A 26,394-nucleotide genomic window follows, 5' to 3' on the forward strand; every position below is an offset into this window, starting at 1 on the left:
ACGGGGTGCATCACCCAGCAAACGTTTACCGGGCAAGGTGGGGCCGAGCCTGGCCATACAGGCCATGAATGGCGGTATGGCATGGTGATAGCCGGGCGCATACACCTTGTTCTGGGAGGTGGCAGATGGCATGCAGTATCAGCGCAATAGCATGCACTTAACTGGTGCCATGCACTGAAAAGCAACCGGCAAATGCACCATTAGTTCGCTAAATTCATACCAATGCAGGGCAAAGTGCATTGCTCTTGCTGCGGCCAACTTGAATGGGCACCGAAAACGACCATCTGGCACTGTTATTGCTCACCCTGCACCAGAATATTAATCAGGGAGCAAGCCATGCCTGCCACTACCCCCAACGACGTACTGTTTCTACTGCTTGGCGCCGTGATGATCCTGGCCATGCACGCCGGCTTTGCCTTTCTGGAGCTGGGCACCGTGCGCAAGAAAAACCAGGTCAATGCGCTGGTGAAGATCCTGACCGACTTTGCCGTCTCTACCATCGCCTACTTTTTCATTGGCTACAGCATCGCCTACGGCGTCAACTTTCTGGCCGATGTACAGCACATCAGCCAGGACAACGGCTACCAACTGGTGAAATTCTTCTTCCTGCTCACCTTCGCCGCCGCCATTCCGGCCATTGTGTCCGGCGGCATTGCCGAGCGCGCCAAGTTCCACCCGCAGACAGCTGCTACTTTCTTGCTGGTGGGCCTGGTGTACCCGTTCTTTGAAGGCATTGCCTGGAACGGCCACTTCGGCGTGCAGGACTGGCTGGCGGCCAACCTGGGCGCGCCGTTCCACGACTTTGCCGGCTCGGTAGTGGTACACGCAGTGGGCGGCTGGATCGGCCTGGCCGCCGTGCTGCATCTTGGGGCACGCCGCGGCCGCTACAGCAAGGAAGGCCGCATCGCCGCGCACCCGCCGTCGTCCATCCCCTTCCTGGCGCTGGGGGCGTGGATCCTGATCGTGGGCTGGTTCGGCTTTAACGTAATGAGCGCACAGAAAGTGGCCGGCATCTCCGGCCTGGTGGCGATGAACTCGCTGATGGCGATGGTGGGCGGCACGCTCACCGCCATGTGGCTGGGCAAGAACGACCCGGGCTTCATCCATAACGGCCCGCTGGCCGGCCTGGTGGCAGTGTGTGCCGGCTCCGACATCATGCACCCGGTGGGTGCGCTGGTAGTCGGTGGCGTGGCCGGTGCCATGTTCGTGTGGCTGTTCACCCTCACCCAAAACCGCTGGAAGATCGACGACGTGCTGGGTGTGTGGCCGTTGCACGGCCTGTGTGGCGCCTGGGGCGGCATTGCGGCCGGCATCTTCGGGCTGGAAGCGCTGGGCGGCGCCGGCGGCGTGACGCTGCTGTCGCAACTGGCCGGCACGGTGGCCGGTGTGGTGGTGGGTTTTGGCGGCGGCTATATCGTGTACGGCGTGCTGAAGAAAACCGTGGGCATCCGCCTGAGTGACGAAGAGGAATTCAACGGCGCCGACCTGTCCATCCATCAGATTACCGCCACGCCGGAACGCGAGAGCAACTGGTAAGGTTGGCCGCAAGCAAAAGCGCCCGGCATGTTGATGACACGCCGGGCGCTTTATTCATACCACAGCTTACAGACTGGCAAGATGCTGCTTGGTGGTGGCAATCTGCGGCGGCAGGGTTTCCAGCTTGTCCATCGCCGTATCGTTACCGATAACCCATTTACCCGCAAAGTCGGTAGCGTCCAGCACTTGGGCCACAATCTCGCGCGATTGCGCCTCGCGCACGGCCAGCGTTACAGGCTTATCAAACGACAAAAAGCCCACCATGCTGCCGGTAATGGTGGCCTCTTGCCCCGGGCGCAAACCATTCTGGAACTCGGCGAGCGGTTCAAAGGTATACAGCACCTCCGGCTGGCCATTAATGCCCAGCGTGGCGTGCAGCTTCACCTTGGAAAGCGGAATACTGGAGCCATTGCGCACTTTCATGGTGTAGCGCACGTCCCATTTGTCAAAAAAGCTGTCGTGCGTGATCTCGCTGGACAGTACCGAGACCTGCACGCGGGCAAAATCAGCCTTGGTTTTCAGCAGCTGGGGCTTCTGTTTTTCTACCGCTTGCCATTGTGCCTCCAGCCCTGCCAGATGCGCCTGCAACTCGCGGCTGGCAATATCACGGTAGCTGCTGCCTTTGTACTTGGCCTTCAGGGTGTCAAAGTCCAGGCCGGACACCGCGTAGTTGAACGCCGCCACCTGCTCGGGGGTAGCCTCGGCAAAATCCTGCTCGATACGCACCTTGTATACATCCAGGCTGCTGGTATCCGGCGTTTTATCAATGCCCTTGCTGCAGGCAGTCAGCAACAGCAGCAATAGCGAAGCATAGAGGGTCTTTTTCATCATCAACTCCTGGCGTAGTGGTCTGTGGCGGGCTCAGCAGCCCCCAGCATCCCAGGTAGGCTGGTTGGTAAACGGGTCAAACTTGAGCTTGGCGCGAAAGCGCACCTTCTTGCCGGAATCGTAGGTACGGTAGCAGTCGGCGTTGTGGCACACCGTATTGCAGGTAGTGCGGCCCGCCACCCGCGCCGGGCGGGCCGGAAACGGATCGGCTGCCGCCTGTGGGCGTGCCGGAGCGGGCTTGGCAGCCTTGGGGGCAGGCAGGGTTTTCTGGAAACGGTCCAGTGCCGCCAGTAGCTGCCCCGGCTGCGACATCTGGCGTGACAGCTGCTGCGCGGTGGCTATCTCGCGGCTGGACATGTCTTGCTCCAGCTCACGCAGATTGTCGGCAGCCTTTTCATTACCCGCCGCTTGCGCCAGGTTGTACAGTGCATAGGCGATCACGCTACTGGCAGGTACGCCCTGGCCATAATGATATATGACAGCAAGATTGTTCTGGGCTAGTTCATCTCCCTGAGCAGCAGCCTTGCGATACCAGGCCACCGCCAGCGCCGCGTCTTTCGGCACGCCTTGGCCATTGGCATACATCAAGCCAAGGTTGAACTGCGCTGGGCTATAGCCCTGCTCAGCCGCCTTGCGGTACCAGACCAACGCTTGGGCAGCGTCTTTCGGCACACCACTACCATTGTCATACATCCACCCAAGGTTCTTCTGCGCTTCGGCGAAGCCCTGCTCCGCCGCTTTGCGGTACCAGGCCACCGCCTGTGTGGCGTCTTTTTGTACACCTTGGCCGTGTTCATACATCACACCAAGGTTGTGCTGGGCCTCCACAACACCCTGCTCTGCCGCTTTGCGGTACCATGCCAACGCTTGTGCGGCGTCTTTCGGCACACCTTCGCCTTTGTCGTACAAAAGGCCAAGATTGAACTGCGCTGGGGCATAACCCTGCTCGGCTGCTTTGCGGTACCAGGCCACCGCCTGGGCGGCGTCTTTTTGTACACCTTCGCCGTGCTCATACATCAGACCAAGATTAAGCTGCGCATGGGCATAACCCTGCTCGGCCGCTTTGCGGTACCAGGCCACCGCCTGGGCGGCGTCTTTCGGCACACCTTCGCCTTTGTCGTACAAAAAGCCAAGATTGAACTGCGCTGGGGCATAACCCTGCTCGGCTGCTTTGCGGCTCCAACTGACGGCTTGGGCCAGATCCTTTTTCACGCCATAACCGTAGTAGTACATCACGGCAAGATAATCCTGCGCTTTGGCATTACCCTGCGCAGCTTCCGGCTGCAGAGCGGCCAGGGCAGCGGGGTAATCCTGGCGCTTATAAGCTGCTTCGCCGGTTTGAAAGTCGACCAAGGCCAGGGCCGGGCTGGTGGCCAGCAAGACGGCCAGCAAAAGTGATCGCATGCGCATGGGGGTTCTCCATCGGTAGTGACAGGACTTGGTCGCACCCTGCAAATGACATCGGCACGGCAAGCAATGCCAAAACTATAAGATGATCGGGTAAATTTTAAATCATCCATTTGGATGATTTTTACTAGAGCGCTGTGGTGAAGCCTTGCCTCAAGCCCTGGCGCTTGTGCCCTGCCACTCAGCAACGCGCCTGCGCATGGCGTGCTTGACACTTGCCCCGCATGTTAATAAGAATTATTATCATAAAAGGAGGTGACATCATGACGCCCACACCCGCAGCGCAAGCCAAGCCGGCCGCCGACAAGCAGCCGTACACGGTACTGGATACCCGCACGCTGTTCGTGCGCGACCGCCAGCTGCTGATCTGCCATCGCGGCGAGTACTACCGCCTGCAACTGACGCAGAACGACAAACTGATACTGGTGAAATAACACCGCACTGCAACCACCCCACCGAGCCAGCCATCGCCAGCCACGGTGCCACGCATACAGGAGAAGATCCGTGTCCAAGGATCGCATTACCCTGGCGGGCATCTGTCTGACGACAGCGGCCCTGCCCGTCTTTGCCGACAGCCCCACCGTGCTGGAAACCACCACGGTCACCGCCAACCGCATCAGCGAGCAGCTGGCCGATACCGCGCCCAATATCTCGGCCGTTGGCCGCAAACAGCTGGACCGCCAGCACGCCAGCGACCTCGACAGCCTGCTCGCGCAAGAACCCGGCGTATCGGTGTCCGGCGACCAGGGCCGCCGTGGCAACGCCGGCGTTACCATCCGCGGCATCGAAACCAACCGCATCCTGATGCAGGTAGACGGCACCCGCCTGCCCGAAGCGTACATGAGTGGCGGCGGTGCCATCTCCGGCCGTGACCTGGTAGAGCCGGATACCCTGCGCCAGATCGACATCATCAAGGGGCCGGCGTCGGCGCTGTTCGGCAGCGACGCCATCGGCGGCGTGATCAGCCAGCACACCTTCGAGCCCGGCAACTTTGTCGACCGCGACAAACCGCTGCACTTCGGCCTGAAGCAATCGTACGACGGCGCCCGCCACGGCAGCGCCACCACCGCCAGCGTGGCGGCTGCCGGCGACAATACCGCCGCACTACTGATGCTGACCCAGCGCCGCGCGCACGAACTGGACACCCCTGCCAGCCGCGACATCGAAGGCGGCCAGCGCACGGTGGCCGACCCGCAGCTGACCGACACCCGCAACGTGCTAGCCAAAGTGGCGCTGGGCCAGGACGGCCCGCACCAGCTGCTGCTGGGCGTGGAAAGCTTCGACCGCCAGCGCCAGACCGAGCTGCTTAGCGCCCGCGGCGCCGCCACCGGCTATACCGTGCGCGACCGCGACAGCGACGACGACACCCGTCGCCAGCGTTACAGCGCCGAGTACCGCTACCAGGGCGACGGCAGCCTGGCGGCGGCCAACCTCAAGCTGTACCAGCAAACGCTGCGCAACGAAGACAAGGCAGTAGAAGTGCGCAGCACCGGCACCCGCTACGAAAACCACCGTTTCGACCAGGACATCAGCGGGCTGGACGGCCAGCTGGAATGGCGCCTCGGCGAGCACCGCGTGCTGACCGGCGTTGAAGCCACCCGCACCGACACCAGCCGCCTGACGCGCACCACCAGCGGCAGCACCACCACCAGCAGCAAGACCTTCCCCGATAACCGCAGCGAGCGCCTGGGCCTGTTCGTGCAGGACCAGTTCCGCCTGGGCAGCCTCACCGTTACTCCGGCACTGCGCTACGACCGCTACACCATGACGCCGCAAAGCGACGCCATCTACCAGGCCAGCAGCGGCGGCGCGGTACCGGTCAGCCGCTTCCAGGACAGCGCGTGGTCGCCCCGGCTGGGCCTGAGCCTGCCGCTGGCCGACGGCATTACCGGCTTTGCCAACCTCAGCACCGGCTTCCGCGCACCGCCGTTCGACAGCTCGTTCATGACCTTCAACAACGCGCAGGCCGGCTACCGCATCATCCCCAACGCCAACCTGAAGTCGGAAACCTCGCGCGGCATCGAGCTGGGCAGCAAATACCAGCGCGGCAGCGTCAGCGGCCAACTCACCGCCTTCTACAACCGCTACAGCAACTTCATCGATACCGTCACCCTGGGCACCGACACCGCCTCGCCGCGCGGCATCTTCCAGTACCAGAACCTGGACAGCGTGCAAACCCATGGCGTGGAAGCCCGCGCCGGCTGGCAAGCCAGCGACGCGCTGCTACTGGACAGCAGCCTGGCCTGGGCGCACGGCAGCAACCGCAAAACCGGCACCCCGCTCAACAGCATCGACCCGCTGAAAGCCACGCTGGGCGCGCACTACCAGCAAGGGCAATGGGGTAGCGACGTGCTGATCACGCTGGTAGCCGCCAAAACCCGCGCCGCCAGCGCCAGCCAGTTCAAGGCCCCCGGCTACGGCACGCTGGACGTGGGCGGCTGGCTGAAGCTGGGCAAGCAGACCACGCTGCGCGCCACCGTGCACAACGTGGGCGACAAGAAATACTGGCAGTGGGCCGACGTGAAAAACATCACCGGCAGCGCTGTCGACTTCTACGCCCAGGCCGGCCGCAGCGTCAGCGCCAGCCTGGAAACCCGTTTCTGAAAGGACCGCCATGAACGCACCCGTTACCCTGCTGCAGCGCTACGAGGCGCTGAAGGCCGAACAGGCCCACCTGCGCCAGCGTGATGCGGCCACACAGCTGGGCGTCAGCGAAGCGCAGCTGCTGGCCTGCCTGCCGGGCAGTACCCGCCTGCGCTGCGACCTGCCGGCGCTGCTGCCGCGCCTGGCCGAGCTTGGCACGCTGAAAGCCATTACCCGCAACGAACTGGCGGTACACGAGAAGGACGGCCGCTACGACAACCTGACGCTATCCGACAAAGTGGGCCTGGTGCTCAACCCCGGCCAGCTCGACCTGCGCCTGTTCCCCGCGCACTGGGCGCACGCCTACGCCGCCGAGCAGGCCAGCCCGCGCGGCATGCTGCGCTCGCTGCAGTTCTACGACGCCGCCGGCCACGCCATCCACAAGCTGTACCTGAAAGAAGACAGCGCCGTGCCCGCCTGGCAAGCGCTGGTGGCCGAGTTTGCCGATGCGGCCACCACGCCGCTGTTCGACAGCAGCGATGTCGACGCCGCCCCGGCCAGCCAGCCGCTGCCGGCCGGCTTCGACGCCGCCGCCTTTGCCGACGCCTGGCTGGCGCTGCAGGACGTGCACCACTTCCACGGCCTGCTGCGCAAACACGGCCTCACCCGCCAGCAAGCCTTCCGCCACGCGCCGGCCGGCCACGCCTGGCAGCTGGCCGGCGACGCGGTAGACCGCCTGCTGCGCGGCGCCGCCGACAGCGCGCTGCCGATCATGGTGTTTGTCGGCAACCGCGGCATGGTGCAGATCCATACCGGCGCGCTGCAGCGCGTGCAACGCATCGGCGAGTGGCTGAACATCCTCGACGCCGGCTTCAACCTGCACCTGCAGGACAGCCGCCTGCACGAAACCTGGCTGGTGCGCCGCCCCACCCGCGACGGCATCATCACCGCCATCGAAGCGTTCGACGCCGACGGCCACAGCATTGTCAGCTTCTTCGGCCAGCGCATCGAGGGCGAGCCGGAACTGGCCGGCTGGCGCGAGCTGGCCGCCGCCCTGCCGCGCAAGGAGGCCGACCATGTGGCGTAAACGCCTGCCGCTATTGCTGGCACTGGCGATAGCCCCCGCCCTGGCCGCCGCCCCGGCACAGTCGGCGGCCGGCCCGCGCGTGGTGGCGCTGACCGCCGACGTGGCCGAAATCGTGCTGGCGCTGGACGCGCAGCACCTGCTGGTTGGCCGCGACAAGCTGGCGCGCCAGCCGCAGCTGGCCCGGGTACCCGAGATCGGCAGCTCGCGCGCGCTGACCCCGCAGCCGGTACTGGCCAGCAAGCCCGACCTGGTGCTGGGCAGCGACCAGGCGCAACCGCCCGCCATCTACGACCAGTTGCAGGCGCTGGGGCTGAAGGTTGGCCGCATCCGCCACAGCGAAGACCCGGCGGCCTTTGCCGACGGCATTCGCCAGGTGGGGCAGGCGCTGGGGCAAGCCGGGCGCGCCGAACAGCTGGCCGCACGCTGGCTGAAGGCGCTGCAGCCGCAGGCCGGCAAGGGCAAGCGCGTGCTGTTCAGCTACGACGGCCGGCTGGTGGCCGGTAGTGGCACCGCCGGCGACGCCATCATCCGCGCCGCCGGTGCCGTGAACGCCGCCGCCGACGTGCAGGGCTTCTTGCCAATGACGCCAGAGGCGTGGCTGCGTGCGGCGCCGGACGTGGTGATCGTGGCCGCGCACAACGCGCCGGTGTTCGGCAGCCTGGCGGCGCTGAAGGCACGGCCGGAGCTGGCGGGCAGCCCGGCAGTGAAGGCAAACCGCGTGCTGGCCTGGCCGGCGGCCGACTTCCTGCGCCTGGGCGTGGCCAGCCCGGCCACGGTGCAGAAACTGCGGGCGCTGGCGTCATGAGCGGCAGCCGCACGCTGGCCGCCCTGCCCGCCTGGCCGCGCCTGCCGGGTATCGGTTTAGGGTTGGCCGCACTGGGCGGGCTGGCGCTGATCTGGCTGCTGGCCGGCTTTGGCGGCGGGCAGTGGCAGGCGCCGGACTGGCACGACCCCATCGTGCGCCAGCTGCGGCTGCCGCGCATCGTCAACGCGCTGCTGGTGGGCGCGGCACTGGCGATGAGCGGCGCGGCGCTGCAGGCGCTGTTCCGCAACCCGCTGGCCGACCCGGGGTTGATCGGCACGTCGTCCGGCGCCGCGCTGGGGGTGATCGGCGTCATCGCGCTGGGCATCGGCGGCCTCAGCGTGCCGCTGGCGGCGTTTGGCGGCGGCCTGGCCGTCACCGCGCTGATCCTGCTGCTGAACCGGCTGCTGCAAGGCGGCCAGGCCGGGTTGCTGATCATCGGCGTGGTGGTGGGGGCGTGCTGCGGCGCCATCGTCAGCCTGCTGCTGTTCCTGTCCGACGACCTGACGCTGCGCGGCGCCATGAGCTGGCTAGCCGGCAGCCTGGCCGAAGCCCGTTTTGCCGAGCACGGCTATGTGCTGCCGGTGATGGCGCTGGGCGCGGCCATCCTGCTGCTGGTGGCACGCGACCTGGACTGCCTGCTGCTGGGCGACGACACCGCCCGCTCGTTGGGGGTACAGGTTGGCCGCACCCGCACCCTTACCACTATTGGCGCGGCGCTGCTGGCCGGCGGCGCGGTGACGCTGTCCGGCATCATCGGCTTTGTCGGCATGATGGTGCCCAACGCCATCGCGCTGCTGGGCGGCGGCACCCGGCGCCAGCTGATGCTGTGGTCGGCCTGGGTCGGCGCCTTGTTTTTGCTGCTGATCGACACCCTGGGCCGCGAGCTGGCCTACCCGGTAGACCTGCCGGCCGGCGTGATGGCGGCCTTTGCCGGGCCGGTGTTCTTTTTATGGTTGTTCCGTCGCTTGCAAGGAGGCCGCCATGAACGCCCCGGCATTTGAGCTGGACCACATCGCGGTACACGCCGGTGGCCGCTGCCTGTTCAGCGCCCGCCAGCTGCACATCCCCGCTGGCAGCCTGTGCGCCATCATCGGCCCCAACGGCGCCGGCAAGACCACGCTGCTGCGCGCGCTGGCCGGTTTTCATGGCGACTGCCACGGCCACAGCCTGGGGCAGCCGCTGCGTGCCGGCCAGCCGCGCCCGCTGGCCTGGGTGGGCCAGCACGAAGGCGCCGACAGCCCGCTGAGCGTGGCCGACTATGTGATGCTGGGCCGCCGCCCGCAGCTGGGCTGGCTAGGGCGCAGCAGCGCGGCCGACCAGCAGGCGGTGGCGCGGGCGCTGGACAGCATGGCGCTGCAAGGCCTGGCCGGGCAACGGCTGGCCACGCTGTCCGGCGGCGAGCGCCAGCGTGCCGCCATTGCGCGGGCGCTGGCGCAGGACACGCCGCTGATGCTGCTGGACGAACCGTGCAACCATCTGGACATCCGCCACCAGCAGTTGCTGCTGCGCCAGCTACAACAACTGGCACGCCAGGGGCGTACGCTGGTCTGCGTGCTGCACGAGCTGCAACTGGCGGCCAACTTTGCCGACTGGCTGCTGCTGGTGGCCGACGGCGAGCTGGTGGCGCAAGGCCGGCCGGACGCGGTGCTGCACGGCGACCTGCTCAGCCAGGTATACCGCTGGCCGATCCGCGCCGAACGCCAGCCCGGCAACCAACACTGGCTGATCGATACGTTGGGGACAATAGCAGCGCCGGCCTGACATTCAGCGCATGGGGGTAACAAGCCACCATGCGCTGATTCCATACAATTTCTATAACTACCCCTTGTATCACCGCCACCACAGCTACCCGAGCACCTTTCGCCACGAGCAATAGATTTCTATAAAAAAGACGCTGACGGCGTGCTAAACCAAAGCCGGCACACACCACTGCCTTCACCCACCCACCAGGGAGATTGCCATGTTCGGTTTTACCAAGCGCGACGCTGCCCGCACGCTACAAGACGAAGAATTGCACCAACTCCGCCAGATGCTGGACTGTGTAGACAACCTGATCATGCTGGCCGACACCACGCCAGACAACAACATCATTTACATGAACAGGACTGCACGCGAGGTGCTGGCCAAATACCGCAGCGCGATGAACGAGAAATTTCGCCCCGGTGTCGATGTCGACAAAGCTTACCAGCACAGCATTCACCAGTTTCACCGCGACCCGGAGCGCATTCGTGCCATTTTGCGCGACCTGGGCAGCGGCCGGGTAGACGTGCACAAAGCCACCATTCCGGTGGGCAACGTGATCTTTGAAACCAAGGTGTTCCCGATCTGGAAAAAAGACGCGCCACGCGAACTGCTGTGTTTCATGGCCAGTTTCCGTGACATCAGTGCCCAGTACCTGGCCGACCAGCTAAGCCAGGAGGCAGCCCAACGCCATCAGCTGATGGAAAAAAGCGTGGGCGACATTTCGTTCAATATGCAGGCGATGAGCGCCACCATCGAAAACGTGGCGGTGCAAACCGCGTCGGCGTCGGCATCTGCCGACCTGATGCTGGGCGAAACCCGCCAAGGCGTCACCATCGTCGGGCAAACCAGCAAGAGCATGAAAGAAGTAGCCGATATGGTACGCAGTACCGCCGATAGCCTGACCTCGCTGGGCCAGCGTTCGGAAGCCATTGGCAAGATCGTCAACGTCATCAAGGACATTGCCGACCAGACCAACCTGCTGGCGCTGAATGCGGCCATCGAAGCGGCCCGCGCCGGGGAAATGGGCCGCGGCTTTGCCGTGGTGGCCGACGAGGTACGCAAACTGGCCGAACGTACCACGCAGGCCACCCAGGAAATCGGCAGCATGATCGGTGACATCCAGCGTGATGTGCAGCAGAACGTGGCGGCCATCGAGCAGGGGCGGCATCAGGTTGCCGCTACCGAGCAGGACTTCCAGCGCGCCGAAACCGCACTGCAGACCATTGCGCAGGAAATCCAGCAGGTACGCGACTTTGTGGTACAGATCGCCGAAGCCAGCGAACAGCAGGCCACCACCTCGCAGGACATCACCGAGCAGTTGTCGCGCATCGTGCAGCAAGGCCAGCAGCGGTGAGCACGTCGGCATTGGCAGGCCGGCGCGCAATATCGATAATGGCCTTTTTGCTGCAAGGGGACTGCAGATGAGCCTGCAATCGGTACGCGATTACCTGGCCTGCCACGCACCGGACATCGCCATCATCGAACTGGACACCAGCACCGCCACCGTGGCGTTGGCCGCAGAAGCCCACGGTGTGGTGCCGGGGCGCATTGCCAAAACGCTGGCGTTTCGCTTGGCCGACGACCGCAACGTGCTGCTGGTAGCGCGTGGCGACGCCCGCATCGACAACAAAAAGTTCAAGGCGGCATTCGGCAAGGGCCGCATGCTGCCGGCCGAGGACGTGCAACAGCTGACCGGCCACCCGGTAGGCGGCGTCTGCCCGTTCGGCTTGGCCACCGCGCTGCCGGTGTACCTGGACGTATCGCTGCGCGACTTCGACGAAGTGCTGCCGGCGGCAGGCGACGTGCACACTGCGGTGCGCATTACGCCGGCCAGGTTGGCCGCGCTGGTGGGCGGCCAATGGGTGGACTGCTGCCAGGCCCAGACTGCCGAAGCCTGATACCGCCGCCGCGCCCTGCACCAACAGCGGGTAGCCCGGCTTTGCCGGCCCCGCGCACCCACAAAACCAAAGCCCTGCCAACACTGCCGGCAGGGCTTTGTATTGAAGCCAGAAGGTTGGCAGCCGCGCTTACACTACCGCCACCGCCACCCCTACCGGCTGTACACCGTCGCCGCCACGGCTTTGCCCCGGCTGCGGCAGCGTAAAGAAGTCGATGCTGGCTTTCAGCTCGTGTGCCATCTGCTCCATCTGCTCGGCGGAGCTGGAAGTCTGCACCGCAGCGGTACTGGTTTCTTCCGACATCTGTGCTACTTGCTCTACATTGCTGGCCACCATGCCACTAGCCGATTGTTGCTCGGCCAGCGCCACCGAAATGGCAGCCACAGACTCGTTGATGCGCGTCATGTTGCTGGTAATGCCGCTTACCGCTTCGCGCGCCTGCAGGGTTTGCTGCAGGCCGGCGTCCATCTCGTCTACCGTGGCATGAATGGTTTGCACTACTTGCTGGCTGCTGCTAACCATCTCGGTAATGATGGTGCTGATCTCGGCGGTGGACTGCGCGGTGCGCTCCGACAGCTTGCGCACCTCGTCGGCCACCACGGCAAAACCCCTGCCCTGCTCGCCGGCGCGCGCCGCCTCGATGGCCGCGTTCAGCGCCAGCAGGTTGGTCTGCTCGGCCACGTCGCGGATCACCTGCACCACATTGGAAATCTGCAACGACTTGGCGCCCAGCAGGTCGGCCTGCTGCTGCGAGCCGCGCGCCATGTCGGCCACGGTGTTGATGGTGCCCAGCGTGCGGTCGATGATGCGTTCGCCGTCCAGCGCCAGCTGGCCGGACGCCTTGGCATCCACCGCCACCTCGCGGGCGTTGTCGCTGACCGAGCTGATGCTGACCGACAGCTGCTCTACCGACGCCGACATCGACGCCGCAGCACGGGTTTGCTCCTCGGTACTCACCGCCACCTGCTCTGACGCTGCGGCCAACTCGCTGGCGTTCACGCTCAGGCGCGAGATAATGCTTTCCAGGTTGCGCACCAGGCCGATCAGCCCGCTCTGCATGGCGCTCATCGACGCCACCACGCTGTCCTTGTCACCCGGTTTCACCTGCAACCGCTGGCTAAGATCGCCCTTGGCAATGCGCTGTGCCAGCGCCACCACATCACGCGGCTCACCGCCCAGCTGCGCCAGCAGGTTGCGGATGATCTGCCAGGCCAGCAACGCCCCCGCCAGCACGCCGACGACCATCAGCAGTATCGATAAACGTGCCGACAAGGTGGCACTGTCTTCCGCTTTCAAGTACTCCTCGGCCGCCACTTTCAGCTGCAGGTTGATCAGCGCCGAAATACTGCCCGATACCGGGTCCAGCGCCGGGTATAACTCGCTATCGTTAAAAGCTTGCAAAGCCGCCAGATCGCCAGCGTCCACCAGACTGCGCAAACGGTCTACGCCACTGTCGGCACGCTTCATCGCCGCTTCGGCTTCGGTAGCCAGTTTCAGCTCGTTATCGGTAAGGTAGGTAGCACGATAGGCTTGCCACTCGGTACCGATCACGGCACGGGCGCTATCCAATTCTTTCAGAAAAGCTGCTTTGTCCATGCTGCCGGCGCGCACCTTGTGCGCAGCATCCACAATGCTTACCGCGTAGCCATCGCTGACTTTCTTCAGCTGCTGCAGCGGCACCACACGATCATGATAAGCAGTTGAAAAATCATGCAATATTTGTGACTGTGTCAGCATGCCGTAACCACCCAGCGTCATGGCAATCAGCAGTAAGACGGAAACCAGCACCGTCAGACGCTGGCCAATGGTTAACGTGGACATAGTGCCTTGCCCCCATACTTTTTATAGGTTGTGTAGCAAAATACTACAGTGATTACTTACTGATAATTAGCGTTGCCGGGCTGAACAGTCAAGAAGCGCTATGCAAGACAAGTATTTATACGTAGGGCAGCATTGTAGGGAAATGGCAGCACAAACTGCGGCCAACCATGGCAAGCACACCATTTTGTGCCACGTAAATAAGCGGTGGCACCATTGGCAACCGTTAAATACCTTTTCAATACCAAATGCAAAGCCCCAGTGTAGGGAATGCTGGCGGAAAAAAATGCCAAGGGCGTAATCAAACAAAAAACCCGCCATCAAGGCGGGTGTGCAGGGCGACATGCAATAGTCAGGCGTAGTTCTGCGGGAACAGCGCGCGCTCTACCGATTCGATCAGGATGTGGATCACCTTGATGTGCAGCTCCTGTACGCGGTCGGCGTACTGGCCGCCCGGCGTACACACATCGATATCGGCCAGGCCGCCGATGACCGAACCGGGGCGGCCGGTAAGCGACACCACCACCATGCCGCGTTCCTTGGCGGCTTTCACCGCCGCCAGGATGTTCTTGCTGGTGCCGCTGGTGCTGATGGCCAGCAGTACGTCGCCGGCGCCGGCGTGCGCTTCCAGATAGCGCGAGAAGATGGCTTCGTAGCCGTAGTCGTTGCCGACGCAGCTGATGTGGCTGGGGTCGCTGATGCTGGCCGCCGGCAGCGCGCGGCGGTCGTTGCGGTAGCGGCCGGACAGCTCCTCGGCAAAGTGCATGGCGTCGCACATCGAGCCGCCATTGCCGCAGCTGAACACGCGCCGGCCGTTGTTGAACGCATTGACCAGCGCATCGCCGGCCGCCTCGATGGCAGACAGCGCCTGCGGGTTGGACAGCAGGGCGTCCAGCGCGCTGCGGGCTTCGGTGAGGGTGGCAACAATATGCGGTTTCATAGGTGGGGCGTGTTCTGTCTGGCTAATCGATGCCGCATTTTACCCGTGCTTTGCCGCGCCATCACCCATCATCTGCATACAAAATGGCAACGCGCCGGAAAAAGCTGCTGACAGTACGCTGGCAAGATCGTGGTGCATGCTGCCGGCACAGGCCGCCTGTTGCGGCCTTTTCCGGAGACTTGCCATGACCTACCCTACCCTGCCCTTTGCTGGCTGTGAATTTGCCACCTTCCGCGCCGCCGATGGCGTCACACCCGATCAATTACTGGCTGCAAGCCAACGCGTGCGTCAGCAGTTCCTGCTGCTGCAGCCCGGCTTTGTCGAGCACGCCTTGTTGCAAAGCGACGATGGCCTGTGGGCTGACGTGGTGCTGGCCGACAGCCGCGCCAGCGCTGAAGCCATCTGCCAGCGCTTCATGCAAAACGAGGCTTGCCTGGCTTACCTGGCGCTGATTGCACCGGACAGTGCCAAGCTGACTTTCTGGTCGCGCTACGACGCTACCAGTACAACACCTGGCGGCGGTCCAGCCCGATAGCCAGCTGCTGCCCCACGCTCGGTGCGCCCTGCCCGGCCAGCTCGCGTACGCCCAGCAGCAGCTGCCAGGGTTGGCCGCCGTCGCCCGCCACGGTCACACGCCAGCCGTCGGCCTGCGCTTCGGCAGCCACGATGGCGCGCCGCGGCTGGCCGGCGCCCAGCACAAAGGCCTGCGGCGGGATGGCGTGGTCGTCGAAGACGTTATCGAGCCCGACAAAGCGCGCCACCCAGGCGCTGGCTGGCGCCTGCAGGATGGCCTGCGGCGTACCGTGCTGCACGATGCGCCCGGCTTGCAGGATGGCCACGCGCTGCGCCAGCGCAAACGCCTCGTGACGGTCGTGCGTGACCAGCAGCGCCGGCACATGCAAGGCAGCCAGGTGGCGGCGTACGTCGGCCAGCAGCTGTTGCTTGAGGTGGGTATCGAGGCTGGAAAACGGCTCGTCCAGCAACAGCAGCCGTGGCTGGCACACCAGCGCCCGTGCCAGCGCCACACGCTGCCGCTCGCCACCAGACAGCGTATGCACTGCTGCCGCCTCGCGCCCGGCCAGCCCCACCGCCGCCAGCATCTGCACCGCCTGTTGGCGTGCGGCCAACTTGCCCGCGCCGCGCTCTATCAAACCGAATGCCACGTTGGCCGCCGCGTCCAGGTGCGGAAACAGCGCGTGGTCCTGGAACATCATGGCGATGTGGCGCTGCTCCGGCGGCAGCCGGGTGATGTCCTGCCCGCCCAGCCGCACCTGACCACCGGCCGGGCGCTGCAGGCCAGCCACCAGTGACAGCAGGCTGGACTTGCCCTCGCCCGACGGCCCCAGCAGGGCCAGCGTTTCGCCAGCGGCCACTTGCAGGCTGACGCCTTGCAGCACTGCGCGGCCGGCGTAGGACAGCGACAGGTCAATCAGCTCGAGCATGGTTTTTCTCCGGCCACTCGATGACCACGAAGGCCAGCAGGGCAAACAGCATCAACAAACAAGACAGCAGCAGCGCCAGCTGCAGGTTGGCCGCGCCGGGCCGCCCCAGGTGCTGGTAGATCAGCGTGGTGAGCGTGGCCCACTCCGGCCGCGACAGGAACAGGCTGACGGCAAACTCGCCCACCGCCGTGGCTGCAGCAAACGCCAGCCCGCGCCGCAGCGCCGGGCGCATTAGCGGCAGGCTGACGCGACAGAAGCTGCGCCACGGCGTGGCGCCCAGAGTGCGCGCTGCCTGCGGCAACTGCGGTGGCAGCGCGGCGGCGGCCGACAGCACGCCCTTGGCCACAAACGGGTACGCCAGCAAGGCGTAGGCGGCGATCAGCAGCCCCACGCTGGCGCTGTACTGCGGGTACAGCAGCAGCAGGCCAAAGGCCAGGCACACCGGCGACACCATGAACGGCAAAAACACCAGCGCGCGCAAGGCCAGCCAGCGCTGCGCCGCCCAGCCGTGGCACAGGCCCAGCAGCAGCGACAGCCCCAGCGCGGCGCCGGAAAAGCGCAGCGTATTGCCCAGCGCCGCCAGCACCTCGGGCTCGGCCAGCATCGCCCACACGGCGGCATCGGCCTGCAGCGCGCGCCATACAATGGCCAGCAACGGTAGCAGGCAACACAGGGCCAGCACCGTCAACGCACTCGCCAGTAGCAGACGTTGCGGCCAACCCTGCGCCGGGGTACGCAGCGTCGGCGCCAGCCGCTGCGGCCGCGCGAGGCCACGCTCCAGCGCAGCGTAAGCCAGCGCCACGGCAGCGCCGACGCCCAGCGCCAGCAGCGCCAGCACGCCGGCGTCGGCCAGGTTCAGCTCGTAGGCCACCAGCGTATAGATCTCGACTTCCACCGTGGCGTAGCGCTGGCCACCCAGCAGCAGCGCCAGGCCAAAGCCGGCAAAGCAGTACAGAAAAATCAGGCACAGCGCCGACGCCAGCCACGGCCGCACCACCGGCCACTCTACCCGCCAGAAGGTACGCCACGGCGAGGCGCCCAGCGTACGCGCCACCGCCAGCCGGCTGGCCGGCACCTGCTCCAGGCCGTCCACGCCGGCGCGCACCAGCAGCGGCAGGTTATAGAACAGGTTGCCGTACAGCAGCAGCCACGGCGTGTCCTGCAGATTCACGCCGGCCACGCCATGCGGGCCGAACAGCGCCAGCACCCCCATGCCGGCCACCAGCGTGGGCATGACAAAGGGCAGCATCAGCAGGCGCAACAGCAGGCGGCGGCCGGCAAAATCGAAACGCGCCAGCACCCAGGCCAGCGGCAGGCCGATCAGCAACGCCAGCGCGCAGGTAGCCAGCGCCTGGCCGGCCGACCACAGTAGCCGCCACTGGATATAGCTATCCTGCAGCAGGGCCAGGCTGAAACCGGCGTGCCCTTCCTGCAGCAGGCGCGCCAGCGGCGCAGCCACCATCAGCAGCAGGAAGGCCAGCGGCAACAGGGCTGGCAGGGCAAGGGAACGATTCATGTGCAAGACGGGTGCCGGTAAAAGGTGTCGGTCATTTAATGAGGCGTTGTGTCACAAAAGCGCAAGGGCGCCGCAGGCGCCCTTGCCACGCCGTGCTGCGGCCCACGTTGGCCGCAGCGGCGATCAGTTTGCCGGCGTCACCACCACACGGTTCCAGCGGCTGACCCAGCCGGCCGTCTTGCCGTTCATCGCAGCCAGGCTGGGGTTGCTGAACTTGACCGGCTTTTGCGCGTGGGCAAACACCGGGTCGATGGCGGTGCCGGCCACGGCCGGGTACATCCACATCTTGGTCTGCAAGCCGGTCTGCACGCCGTCGCTACGCAGGAAATCGACAAACGCCTGCGCCGCCTGCGGCTCCTTGCCGCCCTTCAGCAGCGCTACGCCTTCTACTTGAAGGAACACGCCGCCTTTCAGCAGCAGGTTGGCGGTGGGCGATTCGCTGATTTTTTCCTTGCTGTAGAACACTTCTGCCGCCGGGCTGGTGGCGTAGCTCACCACGATCGGGCGGCTGCCGCCGTTGCGGCTGAAATCGGTGTAATACGCCTCGCTCCAGCCCTTGCTCACTTTCAGGCCGTTGTCGCGCACTTTCTCCCACCATTTGAAGGCGCCGTCTTCACCACGGTCGGCGATGGTAGCCAGCAGGAAGGCCAGGCCGGTACTGGACGTAGCCGGGTTTTGTACCACCAGCAGGTCCTTGTAGGCCGGTTTGGCCAGGTCGTCCAGCGTGGCCGGCAGCGGCAGCTTGGCCTTGGCAAACCAGCTCTTGTCGTAGTTCAGCGTTACGTAGCCGTAGTCCACCGCTACCGCGCCCGGCAGCTGCGCGTCTTTTTCGGTGCGGCCAACCTTGCTGCTGGTGGGCGCCAGAATGCCGGCGGCCGTGGCCTTGGCGATCAGCGTGTTGTCGATGCCGTACACCACGTCGGCGATCGGGTTGGCGCGGGTCAGGATCAGCTTGTTCAGCATTTCGCCGGCGTCACCGCCCTTGACGATGGACAGCTTGACGCCGCTTTGCTTTTCGAACTCGGCAATGCGCTCTTTGGGCAGGCTGAACGAGCTGTGCGTCATCACGCGCAGCTCGGCTGCCAAGGCAGACAGGGACACGCCAGCCAGGGCCAGCAGCAATACAGACTTCTTCAACATTTCAGACATCCTCTTTTGGTGATGACGCTACCAAAAAAGAAAGCGGGACACGGGCAGACGCCCATCACGCTCCCTCCGCTGGCATTATCCAGATCAGGTTCTGGGGTATGTCTCAGCCCGCACGCGCAGGCACCCCCGGTGATCGAGCCGCGAGTATAGAGCTTTGTGTCACATTCGTTAACACCCGGCGCAGGATTGGCGCAGACAGCCGGGCACCCACATGGCCTTAGCCAGCCTGATCCAGCAGACCCCAACCACGCAGCAAGGGCAGCTCGTGATCAAGGAAACGCTGCGCCAGGTCTTGCAGGTACTGGCGCTGCGCGTCACGGCTGGCCAATGCCTGGCCCTGATGCGCCACGCGCTCGCCATTGGCTTGCAGCCGTGCATCCAGTGTGGCTGCCATGGTGTCGGCGTGGCACTCCCCTGCCAGATAGGCTTGCAAAAAGCACTGGCTGAAACGCGACACTGCCACGCCACCACCTAGCTCCGGGCTGGCCAGCGCCGCAAAACGGGACGAGTGCACGGCCTGTTGCAGAATGAAATTGTTGATACGCGCCGCCACGGTACGGCTTCCGGTAGCCTGCGGTGGTAGCGCTAACAGCATGCGCGCGCCCACCAGCACGCGGATTACCTCGCGGAACTGGCTGCCACGGCAGCTGCGCTGCACCTTGGCAGCCAGCTCGCTTAGCAAGTGCGGCTGACCGTCAGCCAGGCAATCGAGCACCGGGTCGTACACCGCCGGGGTCAGATTGATGGTGCCGCGCGGCAGTGCCAGCTTCATTTTCACCTCGCTACGCGGCAAGGCCAGGGCTACCCGTTGCTGGCCCCAGCGCGCGTCCTGCTCGGCCGGCTGCAGCCGGCGCGGGCCTTTGATCCAGTAATCGCGGCGGAACTGCTGGTTCAGGATGTAATCGCGCACCGTTTCGCGAAACAGCGGGTCGGCGGTGCCGTCCAGCAGCGCCTGCTGTTCCGGCGTGTAGTGCAATACCGGCACCTGCTCCAGCGTGCTGGCCTGGCAGGCGTAGCCCAGCTTGGCCGGCGCCAGCGCCGCCGCCATGTCGGCAAAGTACATCGGCGTCCAGTCGCGGTTGAAGTACTCGTGCGCCAGATAGTGCGGGTCTTGGCCGGCAATGCGCGTCAGCCGCTCGCGCAGCTTGTCGTCGGCCAGCGCACGCGGTGCCACCGCCAGCAACTGCTGGCTGAACGCCAGCGCATTCTTCACCTGCGCCTCTACCCCCAGGCCCGGTGCGCTCATGCGTTCGGCGTGCTGCACAAACAGCTGGCGCAGCGGCGCAAAGGCGGCCCAGCCGGGCAAGGTGTTGTAACTGATGTACAGCACGCCGCCGACACGCAGCTTGCGGCGCACGAAATCCACAATCAGCGCCTGGTTTTGCGGCGAGATCCAGCTCCAGATACCGTGCAGGCCGATGAAGTCGAACAGTGGCAGGTCGTCGCGGGCGCAGAATTCAGCAAACGATTCGTCACTGAGCTGCGCACCGTTGCCGCAATCGGCGGCCAACTGCCGGGCAAAGGCCGCGTGCTGCGGGTTGAAGTCGTTGCCGTACCACTGGGTACTGCCCGCCGCAGCGTGCAGGTTCACACTCATGCCCTGGCCAAAGCCCAGTTCGCAGGCGTGCTGCCACTGCGGCACGGCAAAGCCGGCGTCCAGCAGCACGAAGCCGGCGTAGTGCGGGTTGAGCTCGCTGTAATAACCGTAGGTGTAATCGAGTTCGGTGACGTAACCGGCAGACCAGGACATGGCAACTCCACAGTGAAAGTGAATGACGGTGCGGCTTTCACCTTAGCCCAGATCACCCCCCGCGCGCAGCTTGCACGCGGCATGGCGACAGGCACACAGCACGCGGTTGCGGCAATGTCACCACGCATAGCCGAATCAAAACTATTGGATAATAAATATCAATTTAACATTACTATCAAAAACCGCGATACTGCCAACATCAACCCACAAGGAGCCCGCCATGAAACACCTGCTGCAATACCGCGTCAGCCTGGAAGAAATGTGGTCGCACCTGGTGTGGCTGCAGTAAATCGCTGCCGGGCAGCCAGCCGCGGCACCCCGCTTGCAGATTTTTTGCAAGCAGGGCTTGCCAAAGCGCCATGCCTTGTCTAATATTCGCGTCCTACGCCGGTGTAGCTCAGTTGGTAGAGCAGCTGACTTGTAATCAGAAGGTCGAGGGTTCGACTCCTTTCTCCGGCACCAAGCATTTAGGCCCCTGTCGCAAGACAGGGGCCTTTTGCGTTTGCGGCCGGCCGCACAGCTGCAGCTGTCACATTGCCGTGCTATGGTGCGGCAAACCGTTGCTACCCCGTACCCGCATGAACAAACGCCTGAGCCGCCCTGCCGGCACCCCGTTGTGGCTGCAAATCGAAGCCACCCTCAGCCAGGAAATCCTCGCCCGTACCCTGCAAGGCCGCCTGCCCAACGAGCAGGCGCTGGCCGAACGCTTTGCCGTCAACCGCCACACCGTCCGCCAGGCCATCCAGCAACTGCTGGCCAAAGGCCTGGTACGCATCGAACGCGGCCGTGGCACCTTTGTGCAGGAAGAACTGATCGCCTACCGCCTGGGCAAGAGCAGCCGCTTTTCGCACAGCCTGAGCGAACAACACCTGGTCAGCGACGTGGACATCCAGTCCTGCCACTTCGAGCCGGCCAGCGACGCCGTGGCCCGCCTGCTGGGCGTGGCCGAAGGTGCGCCGCTGCTGCGCGTGGAAGCGCTGGACCTGGCCGACGGCAAGGTGGTCAGCGTCTGTACCCAGTACTTTCCGCTGCCGCGCTTTGAAGGCTTTATCGAACACTACCGCCACAGCCGCAGTACCAGCGAAGCGTTTGCCCGCGTCGGCATTACCCGCTTCAACCGCACGCTCAGCCGCATCAGCGCCCGCCTGCCGCGTCCGGAAGTGGCCGCCGCGCTGGGCCTGGGCAAGCAGCAGCCCATCCTGTACGTGGAAAGCGTGTACGCCGACAGCGACGGCCAGCCCATCGAATACGGCATTACCCGCTTTGGCGGCGACAGCGTGCAGATCGAGATCACGCCGGACAGCCTGTAGCGGCGTCGCCACAAAGTCATCTAGACATCTAGATGTAAATCGCGTGTAACCTTGAGTCGCTACAGTGGCGCCTGTCACCCAACCCGACTCAAGGCTCACGACATGCACTCCTCCCGCACCCTGCTGGCCGGCGCCCTGGCGCTGTGCAGCCTGGCCGCCCTGGCCGACACCACCCTCACCGTCTACACCGCACTGGAAGCCGACCAGCTGAAGGCCTACCAGCAGAAGTTCGAGCAGGAATACCCGGACATCAAGCTGCGCTGGGTGCGCGACTCCACCGGCATCATCACCGCCAAACTGCTGGCCGAAAAAGCCAACCCGAAGGCCGACGTGGTGATGGGCGTAGCCGCGTCGTCGCTGCTGGTACTGGAAAAAGAAGGCATGCTGCAGCCTTATGCGCCGAAAAACCTGGCCAAGCTCAGCAAGGCCTACGTGGATGACAGCAACCCGCCGGCCTGGGTAGGCATGGACGTATGGGGCGCGGCCATCTGCTTCAACACCGTGGAAGCGGCCAAGCTGGGCCTGAAAAAACCGGAAAGCTGGAAAGACCTGCTGAAGCCGGAATACAAGGGCAAGATCGTGATGCCCAACCCGGCGTCCAGCGGCACCGGCTACTTCGACGTCACCGCCTGGCTGACGCTGTTCGGCGACAAGGAAGGCTGGTCCTACATGGACAAGCTGCACCAGAACATTGCGCAGTACACCCACTCCGGCTCCAAGCCATGCAAGCAGGCCGCTGCCGGCGAGTTCCCGATCGGCATTTCGTTTGAATACCGCGCTGCCAAGCTGAAAGACGGTGGTGCGCCGATCGACGTGGTATTCCCCAAAGAAGGCCTGGGCTGGGACGTGGAAGCCACCGCCATCCTGAAAGGCACCCGCAACCTGGCCGCCGCCCGCAGCCTGGCTGACTGGTCGGCGTCGCAGTCGGCCAACGAGCTGTACGAGAAGAACTTCGCCATCGTGGCCATGCCGGGCATTGCCAAGCCCAACCCGCACATCCCGGCCGACTACGAAAAACGCCTGGTGAAGCAGGACCTGCGCTGGTCTGCGGCCAACCGTGACCGCATCCTGGCCGAGTGGACCCGCCGCTACGACGCCAAATCCGAACCCAAGTAAGCCCTTGCGCGCGGCGGGCCCGGCCCGCCGCCGGAGCCTGCCATGCACGCATCGCTGAACACCATGGACGAACTCGCCGCCGTGCTGGCCGATAGCGGCAACCGCCTGTACGGCGGCGAAGCCGTCAGCCAGCTGGCACACGCGCTACAAGGCGCCCAGGCCGCCGAACAGGACGGCGCCAGCCCGGCGCTGATCGTGGCCACCCTGCTGCACGACCTCGGCCACCTGGTGTGCGAGCAGGGCGACGACGACATCGCCAACGGCATCAACGATCACCACGAAGCCGTGGCCGTGCAGGTACTGCGACGGCTGTTCGGCGACGAGGTACTGCAGCCGATTGCGCTGCACGTGGCCGCCAAACGCTTTCTGTGCGCCACGGACCCGGCTTACCTGGCCGGCCTGTCGCCCGCCTCGCGCGCGTCGCTGGCACTGCAAGGCGGGGCGATGGACGCCGCCGCCTGCCAGCGCTTCTGCCGCCACCCGCACGCTGCCGACGCGCTGCGCCTGCGCCGCTACGACGACGCCGCCAAGACGCCAGGGCTGGCCACGCCACCGCTGGCGCACTACCTGGCCATCGCCGCCACCCTGCTGAAAGACACACCATGAAACACGACCCTGCCGCCCTGCTGCACCGCGCCCCGCCCGGCGCCACGCCGGCCACCGGCACCCCCTACCTGCGCCTGGCCGGCATCAGCAAACGCTTTGGCCAGCAGCAGGTGCTGCGCCAGCTGGACCTCGATATCGCCAAAGGCGAGTTTGTGTGCCTGCTGGGCCCGTCCGGCTGCGGCAAGACCACGCTGCTGCGCCAGATCGCCGGCCTGGACGCGGCCGACAGCGGCAGCATCGCGCTGGCCGGCCGCGACATCACCCGGCTGCCGCCGGCCGCGCGCGACTACGGCATCGTGTTCCAGAGTTACGCGCTGTTCCCCAACCTGACCGTGGCCGACAACATCGGCTACGGCCTGGGCGGCAGCCGCGCCGCCCGCCGCCAGCGGGTGCAAGACCTGCTGGCGCTGATCGGCCTGGACGGCATTGCCGAACGCTACCCGGCGCAGCTGTCCGGCGGCCAGCAACAGCGCGTGGCACTGGCGCGCGCGCTGGCCACCTCGCCCGGCCTGCTGCTGCTGGACGAACCGCTGTCTGCACTGGACGCCCGCGTGCGCGAGCACCTGCGCCGCGAGATCCGCGCCCTGCAGCAAAAACTGGGCATTACCACGCTGATGGTGACCCACGACCAGGAAGAAGCGCTGACCATGGCCGACCGCGTGGTGGTGATGAACGGCGGCCGCATCGAACAATGCGACAGCCCGTTTACCGTCTACCGCGAGCCGGCCAGCCGCTTCGTGGCAAGCTTTGTCGGCCAGGGCAACTGGCTGCCGGCACGCAGCTGCGGCGTGCAGCAGGTACAGCTGGGCGAGCAGCGCCTGCTGCTGCCCACCCCGCACGGCGTGGCCCACGGCGACACGCTGGACCTGTTCATCCGCCCGGAAGACATCGTGCTGCACCCGGCGTGGCCGGCCGCCGGCGATGCCACGCTGGCCGACGTGCTGAAGCTGGAACTGCTGGGGCCGGTGTACCGGCTGAGCCTGCTGGTGCCGGCCTGGGGCGGGCAGCGGGTACTGGCCGATGTTGGCCACGCGCAGTTGGCCGCACTGGGCCTGGACAATGCGCGGCGGGTGCCGGTGTCGCTGGACCTGGCGCGGCTGCGCGCCTTTGCCCGCGAGGAGGCCGCACCATGCGCCTGAGCCTCGCCCCCCGTTTGCAGGCCAGCGTCGACGAGCGGCTGGTGAAATGCCTGCTGTGGCTGCTGCTGGCGGTGCTGGTGGTCGCCATCCTGCTGCCACTGGGCGCCATGCTGGGCCAGGCCTTGCCCGCCGGTAGCCAGGGCCACACCACACTGGCGCCGCTGCTGGCCACCCTGGCGCAGCCGGGCCTGGCACGCGCCACGCTGGGCAGCATGCAGCTGGCCGGCCTCACCACGCTGCTGGTGGTGCCGCTGGCCTACGCCTACGCCACCGCCCTCACCCGGGTGGCGCTGCCGGGCGCCGGCCTGTTCCGCCTGCTGGCCCTGTTGCCGCTGCTGGCGCCGTCGCTGCTGCCGGGTATTTCGCTGGTTTACCTGTTCGGCAACCAGGGCCTGCTGCGCCACTGGCTGCCGGACGGCGCGCTGTACGGCCTGCCCGGCATGGTGATGGGCGAGGCGTTCTATACCTTTCCGCACGCGCTGATGATTCTGCTGACCGCGCTGAGCATCGGCGACGCACGCCTGTATGAGGCCGCGCGCACGCTGGGCGCCGGGCCGCTGCGCCGCTTTGTCACCATCACGCTGCCGGCCACGCGCTACGGCCTGGTCTCGGCAGCGATGGTGGTGTTCACGCTGGCGGCCACCGATTTTGGCGTGGCCAAAGTGGTAGGCGGCCAGTACCCGGTGCTGGCACTGGAGGCCTACAAGAAGGTGGTGGGGCAGCAGGACTTCGCCCACGGCGCCGTCATCGGCCTGCTATTGCTGCTGCCGGCGCTGCTGTCGTTTGGCGTCGACCGCTGGCTGCAGGTGCGCCAGCGCGGCCAGGCAGGCGCCCGCGCCGTGCCGCTGCAGCCCTTGCGCGGCTGGCTGCCGCGTACTGCCGGCCTGCTGCTGTGCACGCTGGTGGGCGCTGCGCTGCTCGCCCTGCTGGCCACCGCCATCGCCGCCGCCTTCATCAAACAGTGGCCGTACCAGTTGCAGTTCACGCTGCAGCATTTCGACTTCGACCTGGTGGACGGCGGCGGCTGGCTGGCGTTCGGCAACAGCGTGCAGATGGCGCTGTACACCGCGCTGGCCGGAACGGTGGTGGTGTTTGGCGGCGCCTGGGCCGCCACCCGCCTGCGCAGCGCCGGCGTGGCAGGCCAGTGGCTGCACGCGGTGGCCATGCTGCCGATGGCCGTACCCGGCCTGGTACTGGGCCTGGGCTACATCTTCTTCTTCAACCATACGGCCAACCCGCTGCACGGCCTGTACGGCACGCTGGCCATACTGGTGTTGTGTTCGGTGGCGCACTTTTACACCACCGCCCACCTCACCGCCTGCACCGCGCTGGCGCAGCTGGACGCCGACACCGAGGCGGTGGCTGCTTCGCTGAAAGTGCCGCTGTGGCGCACGCTGTGGCGCGTCACCCTGCCCGCCTGCCTGCCGGCGGTGCTGGAGATTGCCCGCTACTTTTTCGTGTCGGCGATGACCACGGTGTCGGCGGTGATCTTCCTGTACACCCCCGACAGCGTGCTGGCCGCCGTAGCCGTGCTGAACATGGACGACGCTGGCGATACCGCCGCCGCCGCGGCGATGGCCACGCTGATCGTGGCCACCTCCGGCGCCGCCTGCCTGCTGTTTGCCTTGCTGTCCCGCGTCTGGCTGGCACGCAGCCAGCGCTGGCGACAACCTCGTTAACGCTTGCCTGCCGGGCTGTGGCCCGGTTTTTCTGACCCCGCA

24 protein-coding genes, 1 tRNA gene and 1 riboswitch are annotated in these 26,394 nt (G+C 65.5%); of the genes, 17 read left to right on the forward strand and 8 right to left on the reverse strand.

Annotated elements, in window-relative coordinates; genetic code table 11:
• Positions 1-336: 336 nt before the first annotated feature.
• Positions 337-1,536: an ammonium transporter gene (locus ACK4FZ_RS06745; protein ID WP_409819142.1), complete on the forward strand. Its 1,200-nt coding sequence runs from the start codon at positions 337-339 to the stop codon at positions 1,534-1,536.
• A gap of 66 nt (positions 1,537-1,602) precedes the next feature.
• Here the strand turns inward: ACK4FZ_RS06745 and ACK4FZ_RS06750 are convergent, their stop codons facing one another.
• The gene (locus ACK4FZ_RS06750; RefSeq protein WP_409819144.1) at positions 1,603-2,364 is read right to left on the reverse strand and encodes a hypothetical protein; all 762 of its coding nucleotides are present in this window, start codon (positions 2,362-2,364) and stop codon (positions 1,603-1,605) included.
• A gap of 33 nt (positions 2,365-2,397) precedes the next feature.
• Positions 2,398-3,774 carry an SEL1-like repeat protein gene (locus tag ACK4FZ_RS06755; protein ID WP_409819146.1) on the reverse strand — a complete coding sequence of 459 codons (1,377 nt, stop codon included), beginning with the start codon at positions 3,772-3,774 and terminating at the stop codon, positions 2,398-2,400.
• A gap of 260 nt (positions 3,775-4,034) precedes the next feature.
• Between ACK4FZ_RS06755 and hemP the strand changes: the two genes are divergently transcribed.
• The 8 genes from hemP (at position 4,035) to ACK4FZ_RS06795 (ending at position 11,887) form a co-directional block, all read left to right on the forward strand.
• Positions 4,035-4,205, forward strand: a complete 171-nt coding sequence (hemP, locus tag ACK4FZ_RS06760) for a hemin uptake protein HemP (protein WP_144373482.1) — start codon at positions 4,035-4,037, stop codon at positions 4,203-4,205.
• A gap of 70 nt (positions 4,206-4,275) precedes the next feature.
• Positions 4,276-6,375, forward strand: coding sequence for a TonB-dependent hemoglobin/transferrin/lactoferrin family receptor (locus ACK4FZ_RS06765; protein WP_409819148.1), 2,100 nt, complete (start codon positions 4,276-4,278; stop codon positions 6,373-6,375).
• Between the two features lie 10 nt (positions 6,376-6,385).
• Positions 6,386-7,441, forward strand: coding sequence for a hemin-degrading factor (locus ACK4FZ_RS06770; protein ID WP_409819150.1), 1,056 nt, complete (start codon positions 6,386-6,388; stop codon positions 7,439-7,441).
• Positions 7,431-8,246: a hemin ABC transporter substrate-binding protein gene (locus ACK4FZ_RS06775; protein ID WP_409819152.1), complete on the forward strand. Its 816-nt coding sequence runs from the start codon at positions 7,431-7,433 to the stop codon at positions 8,244-8,246. Before ACK4FZ_RS06770 ends, ACK4FZ_RS06775 begins: the two co-directional genes overlap by 11 nt.
• The gene (locus ACK4FZ_RS06780; protein WP_409819153.1) at positions 8,243-9,247 is read left to right on the forward strand and encodes a FecCD family ABC transporter permease; all 1,005 of its coding nucleotides are present in this window, start codon (positions 8,243-8,245) and stop codon (positions 9,245-9,247) included. Before ACK4FZ_RS06775 ends, ACK4FZ_RS06780 begins: the two co-directional genes overlap by 4 nt.
• Positions 9,228-10,007, forward strand: a complete 780-nt coding sequence (locus ACK4FZ_RS06785) for an ABC transporter ATP-binding protein (RefSeq protein ID WP_409819155.1) — start codon at positions 9,228-9,230, stop codon at positions 10,005-10,007. The genes ACK4FZ_RS06780 and ACK4FZ_RS06785 overlap by 20 nt, the downstream gene beginning before the upstream one ends.
• A 199-nt stretch (positions 10,008-10,206) precedes the next feature.
• Positions 10,207-11,343, forward strand: coding sequence for a methyl-accepting chemotaxis protein (locus ACK4FZ_RS06790; RefSeq protein WP_409819157.1), 1,137 nt, complete (start codon positions 10,207-10,209; stop codon positions 11,341-11,343).
• Between the two features lie 67 nt (positions 11,344-11,410).
• Entirely contained in the window at positions 11,411-11,887 is a 477-nt protein-coding gene (locus tag ACK4FZ_RS06795) for a YbaK/EbsC family protein (RefSeq protein WP_409819158.1), read from the forward strand.
• Between the two features lie 129 nt (positions 11,888-12,016).
• Here the strand turns inward: ACK4FZ_RS06795 and ACK4FZ_RS06800 are convergent, their stop codons facing one another.
• Both ACK4FZ_RS06800 and ACK4FZ_RS06805 read right to left on the reverse strand, forming a co-directional pair.
• Positions 12,017-13,708: a methyl-accepting chemotaxis protein gene (locus tag ACK4FZ_RS06800; RefSeq protein ID WP_409819159.1), complete on the reverse strand. Its 1,692-nt coding sequence runs from the start codon at positions 13,706-13,708 to the stop codon at positions 12,017-12,019.
• Positions 13,709-14,057: 349 nt separating this feature from the next.
• On the reverse strand, positions 14,058-14,645 hold the full coding sequence (locus ACK4FZ_RS06805) for an SIS domain-containing protein (protein WP_144373491.1): 588 nt from the start codon (positions 14,643-14,645) through the stop codon (positions 14,058-14,060).
• Between the two features lie 184 nt (positions 14,646-14,829).
• Here ACK4FZ_RS06805 and ACK4FZ_RS06810 point away from each other — a divergent pair, with 184 nt between their 5' ends.
• Positions 14,830-15,180 carry a hypothetical protein gene (locus ACK4FZ_RS06810; RefSeq protein WP_409819160.1) on the forward strand — a complete coding sequence of 117 codons (351 nt, stop codon included), beginning with the start codon at positions 14,830-14,832 and terminating at the stop codon, positions 15,178-15,180.
• Here ACK4FZ_RS06810 and ACK4FZ_RS06815 read toward each other — a convergent pair.
• The 4 genes from ACK4FZ_RS06815 to ACK4FZ_RS06830 form a co-directional block, all read right to left on the reverse strand.
• Positions 15,143-16,087 (reverse strand): ABC transporter ATP-binding protein, encoded by a 945-nt coding sequence (locus ACK4FZ_RS06815; RefSeq protein WP_409819161.1) that lies wholly within the window; start codon positions 16,085-16,087, stop codon positions 15,143-15,145. The genes ACK4FZ_RS06810 and ACK4FZ_RS06815 overlap by 38 nt on opposite strands.
• Positions 16,071-17,603 (reverse strand): ABC transporter permease, encoded by a 1,533-nt coding sequence (locus ACK4FZ_RS06820; protein WP_409819162.1) that lies wholly within the window; start codon positions 17,601-17,603, stop codon positions 16,071-16,073. The genes ACK4FZ_RS06815 and ACK4FZ_RS06820 overlap by 17 nt, the downstream gene beginning before the upstream one ends.
• Positions 17,604-17,726: 123 nt before the next feature.
• Positions 17,727-18,740, reverse strand: coding sequence for a thiamine ABC transporter substrate binding subunit (locus tag ACK4FZ_RS06825; RefSeq protein WP_409819430.1), 1,014 nt, complete (start codon positions 18,738-18,740; stop codon positions 17,727-17,729).
• 55 nt (positions 18,741-18,795) lie between these two features.
• A riboswitch (TPP riboswitch) is annotated at positions 18,796-18,890 on the reverse strand.
• Positions 18,891-18,969: 79 nt separating this feature from the next.
• Positions 18,970-20,502, reverse strand: coding sequence for a class I SAM-dependent methyltransferase (locus ACK4FZ_RS06830; protein WP_409819164.1), 1,533 nt, complete (start codon positions 20,500-20,502; stop codon positions 18,970-18,972).
• Positions 20,503-20,514: 12 nt separating this feature from the next.
• On the opposite strand from ACK4FZ_RS06830, the gene ACK4FZ_RS06835 reads away from it, so the two are divergent.
• The 7 genes from ACK4FZ_RS06835 to ACK4FZ_RS06865 all read left to right on the forward strand — a co-directional run bounded on the left by ACK4FZ_RS06835 (position 20,515) and on the right by ACK4FZ_RS06865 (position 26,352).
• Positions 20,515-20,874: a hypothetical protein gene (locus tag ACK4FZ_RS06835; RefSeq protein WP_409819166.1), complete on the forward strand. Its 360-nt coding sequence runs from the start codon at positions 20,515-20,517 to the stop codon at positions 20,872-20,874.
• A gap of 14 nt (positions 20,875-20,888) precedes the next feature.
• Positions 20,889-20,964 (forward strand) — tRNA-Thr (locus ACK4FZ_RS06840).
• A 116-nt stretch (positions 20,965-21,080) separates the two neighbouring features.
• Positions 21,081-21,812, forward strand: coding sequence for a phosphonate metabolism transcriptional regulator PhnF (phnF, locus tag ACK4FZ_RS06845; protein ID WP_144373498.1), 732 nt, complete (start codon positions 21,081-21,083; stop codon positions 21,810-21,812).
• A gap of 102 nt (positions 21,813-21,914) precedes the next feature.
• Positions 21,915-22,928 carry a putative 2-aminoethylphosphonate ABC transporter substrate-binding protein gene (locus ACK4FZ_RS06850; RefSeq protein WP_409819169.1) on the forward strand — a complete coding sequence of 338 codons (1,014 nt, stop codon included), beginning with the start codon at positions 21,915-21,917 and terminating at the stop codon, positions 22,926-22,928.
• 42 nt (positions 22,929-22,970) lie between these two features.
• The gene (locus ACK4FZ_RS06855) at positions 22,971-23,534 is read left to right on the forward strand and encodes a phosphonate degradation HD-domain oxygenase (RefSeq protein ID WP_409819171.1); all 564 of its coding nucleotides are present in this window, start codon (positions 22,971-22,973) and stop codon (positions 23,532-23,534) included.
• Complete coding sequence (locus ACK4FZ_RS06860; protein WP_409819173.1) at positions 23,531-24,673, forward strand: putative 2-aminoethylphosphonate ABC transporter ATP-binding protein; 1,143 nt, start codon at positions 23,531-23,533, stop codon at positions 24,671-24,673. Before ACK4FZ_RS06855 ends, ACK4FZ_RS06860 begins: the two co-directional genes overlap by 4 nt.
• Positions 24,664-26,352: a putative 2-aminoethylphosphonate ABC transporter permease subunit gene (locus tag ACK4FZ_RS06865; protein WP_409819175.1), complete on the forward strand. Its 1,689-nt coding sequence runs from the start codon at positions 24,664-24,666 to the stop codon at positions 26,350-26,352. The genes ACK4FZ_RS06860 and ACK4FZ_RS06865 overlap by 10 nt, the downstream gene beginning before the upstream one ends.
• Positions 26,353-26,394: the final 42 nt, after the last annotated feature.

The organism is Vogesella sp. (assembly GCF_046297735.1).
GTDB classification, from domain to species: domain Bacteria; phylum Pseudomonadota; class Gammaproteobacteria; order Burkholderiales; family Chromobacteriaceae; genus Vogesella; species Vogesella urethralis.

Bases quoted from the DNA above. Each gene is read 5' to 3' on its own strand.
- ACK4FZ_RS06795 (WP_409819158.1), top strand. From the start codon at position 11,411: ATGAGCCTGCAATCGGTACGCGATTACCTGGCCTGCCACGCACCGGAC.
- ACK4FZ_RS06745 (WP_409819142.1), top strand. From the start codon at position 337: ATGCCTGCCACTACCCCCAACGACGTACTGTTTCTACTGCTTGGCGCC.
- ACK4FZ_RS06780 (WP_409819153.1), top strand. From the start codon at position 8,243: ATGAGCGGCAGCCGCACGCTGGCCGCCCTGCCCGCCTGGCCGCGCCTG.
- ACK4FZ_RS06830 (WP_409819164.1), bottom strand. From the start codon at position 20,502: ATGTCCTGGTCTGCCGGTTACGTCACCGAACTCGATTACACCTACGGT.
- ACK4FZ_RS06785 (WP_409819155.1), top strand. From the start codon at position 9,228: ATGAACGCCCCGGCATTTGAGCTGGACCACATCGCGGTACACGCCGGT.
- ACK4FZ_RS06855 (WP_409819171.1), top strand. From the start codon at position 22,971: ATGCACGCATCGCTGAACACCATGGACGAACTCGCCGCCGTGCTGGCC.
- ACK4FZ_RS06850 (WP_409819169.1), top strand. From the start codon at position 21,915: ATGCACTCCTCCCGCACCCTGCTGGCCGGCGCCCTGGCGCTGTGCAGC.
- phnF (WP_144373498.1), top strand. From the start codon at position 21,081: ATGAACAAACGCCTGAGCCGCCCTGCCGGCACCCCGTTGTGGCTGCAA.
- hemP (WP_144373482.1), top strand. From the start codon at position 4,035: ATGACGCCCACACCCGCAGCGCAAGCCAAGCCGGCCGCCGACAAGCAG.
- ACK4FZ_RS06805 (WP_144373491.1), bottom strand. From the start codon at position 14,645: ATGAAACCGCATATTGTTGCCACCCTCACCGAAGCCCGCAGCGCGCTG.
- ACK4FZ_RS06755 (WP_409819146.1), bottom strand. From the start codon at position 3,774: ATGCGCATGCGATCACTTTTGCTGGCCGTCTTGCTGGCCACCAGCCCG.
- ACK4FZ_RS06750 (WP_409819144.1), bottom strand. From the start codon at position 2,364: ATGAAAAAGACCCTCTATGCTTCGCTATTGCTGCTGTTGCTGACTGCC.
- ACK4FZ_RS06860 (WP_409819173.1), top strand. From the start codon at position 23,531: ATGAAACACGACCCTGCCGCCCTGCTGCACCGCGCCCCGCCCGGCGCC.
- ACK4FZ_RS06810 (WP_409819160.1), top strand. From the start codon at position 14,830: ATGACCTACCCTACCCTGCCCTTTGCTGGCTGTGAATTTGCCACCTTC.
- ACK4FZ_RS06820 (WP_409819162.1), bottom strand. From the start codon at position 17,603: ATGAATCGTTCCCTTGCCCTGCCAGCCCTGTTGCCGCTGGCCTTCCTG.
- ACK4FZ_RS06790 (WP_409819157.1), top strand. From the start codon at position 10,207: ATGTTCGGTTTTACCAAGCGCGACGCTGCCCGCACGCTACAAGACGAA.
- ACK4FZ_RS06815 (WP_409819161.1), bottom strand. From the start codon at position 16,087: ATGCTCGAGCTGATTGACCTGTCGCTGTCCTACGCCGGCCGCGCAGTG.
- ACK4FZ_RS06800 (WP_409819159.1), bottom strand. From the start codon at position 13,708: ATGTCCACGTTAACCATTGGCCAGCGTCTGACGGTGCTGGTTTCCGTC.
- ACK4FZ_RS06865 (WP_409819175.1), top strand. From the start codon at position 24,664: ATGCGCCTGAGCCTCGCCCCCCGTTTGCAGGCCAGCGTCGACGAGCGG.
- ACK4FZ_RS06775 (WP_409819152.1), top strand. From the start codon at position 7,431: ATGTGGCGTAAACGCCTGCCGCTATTGCTGGCACTGGCGATAGCCCCC.
- ACK4FZ_RS06770 (WP_409819150.1), top strand. From the start codon at position 6,386: ATGAACGCACCCGTTACCCTGCTGCAGCGCTACGAGGCGCTGAAGGCC.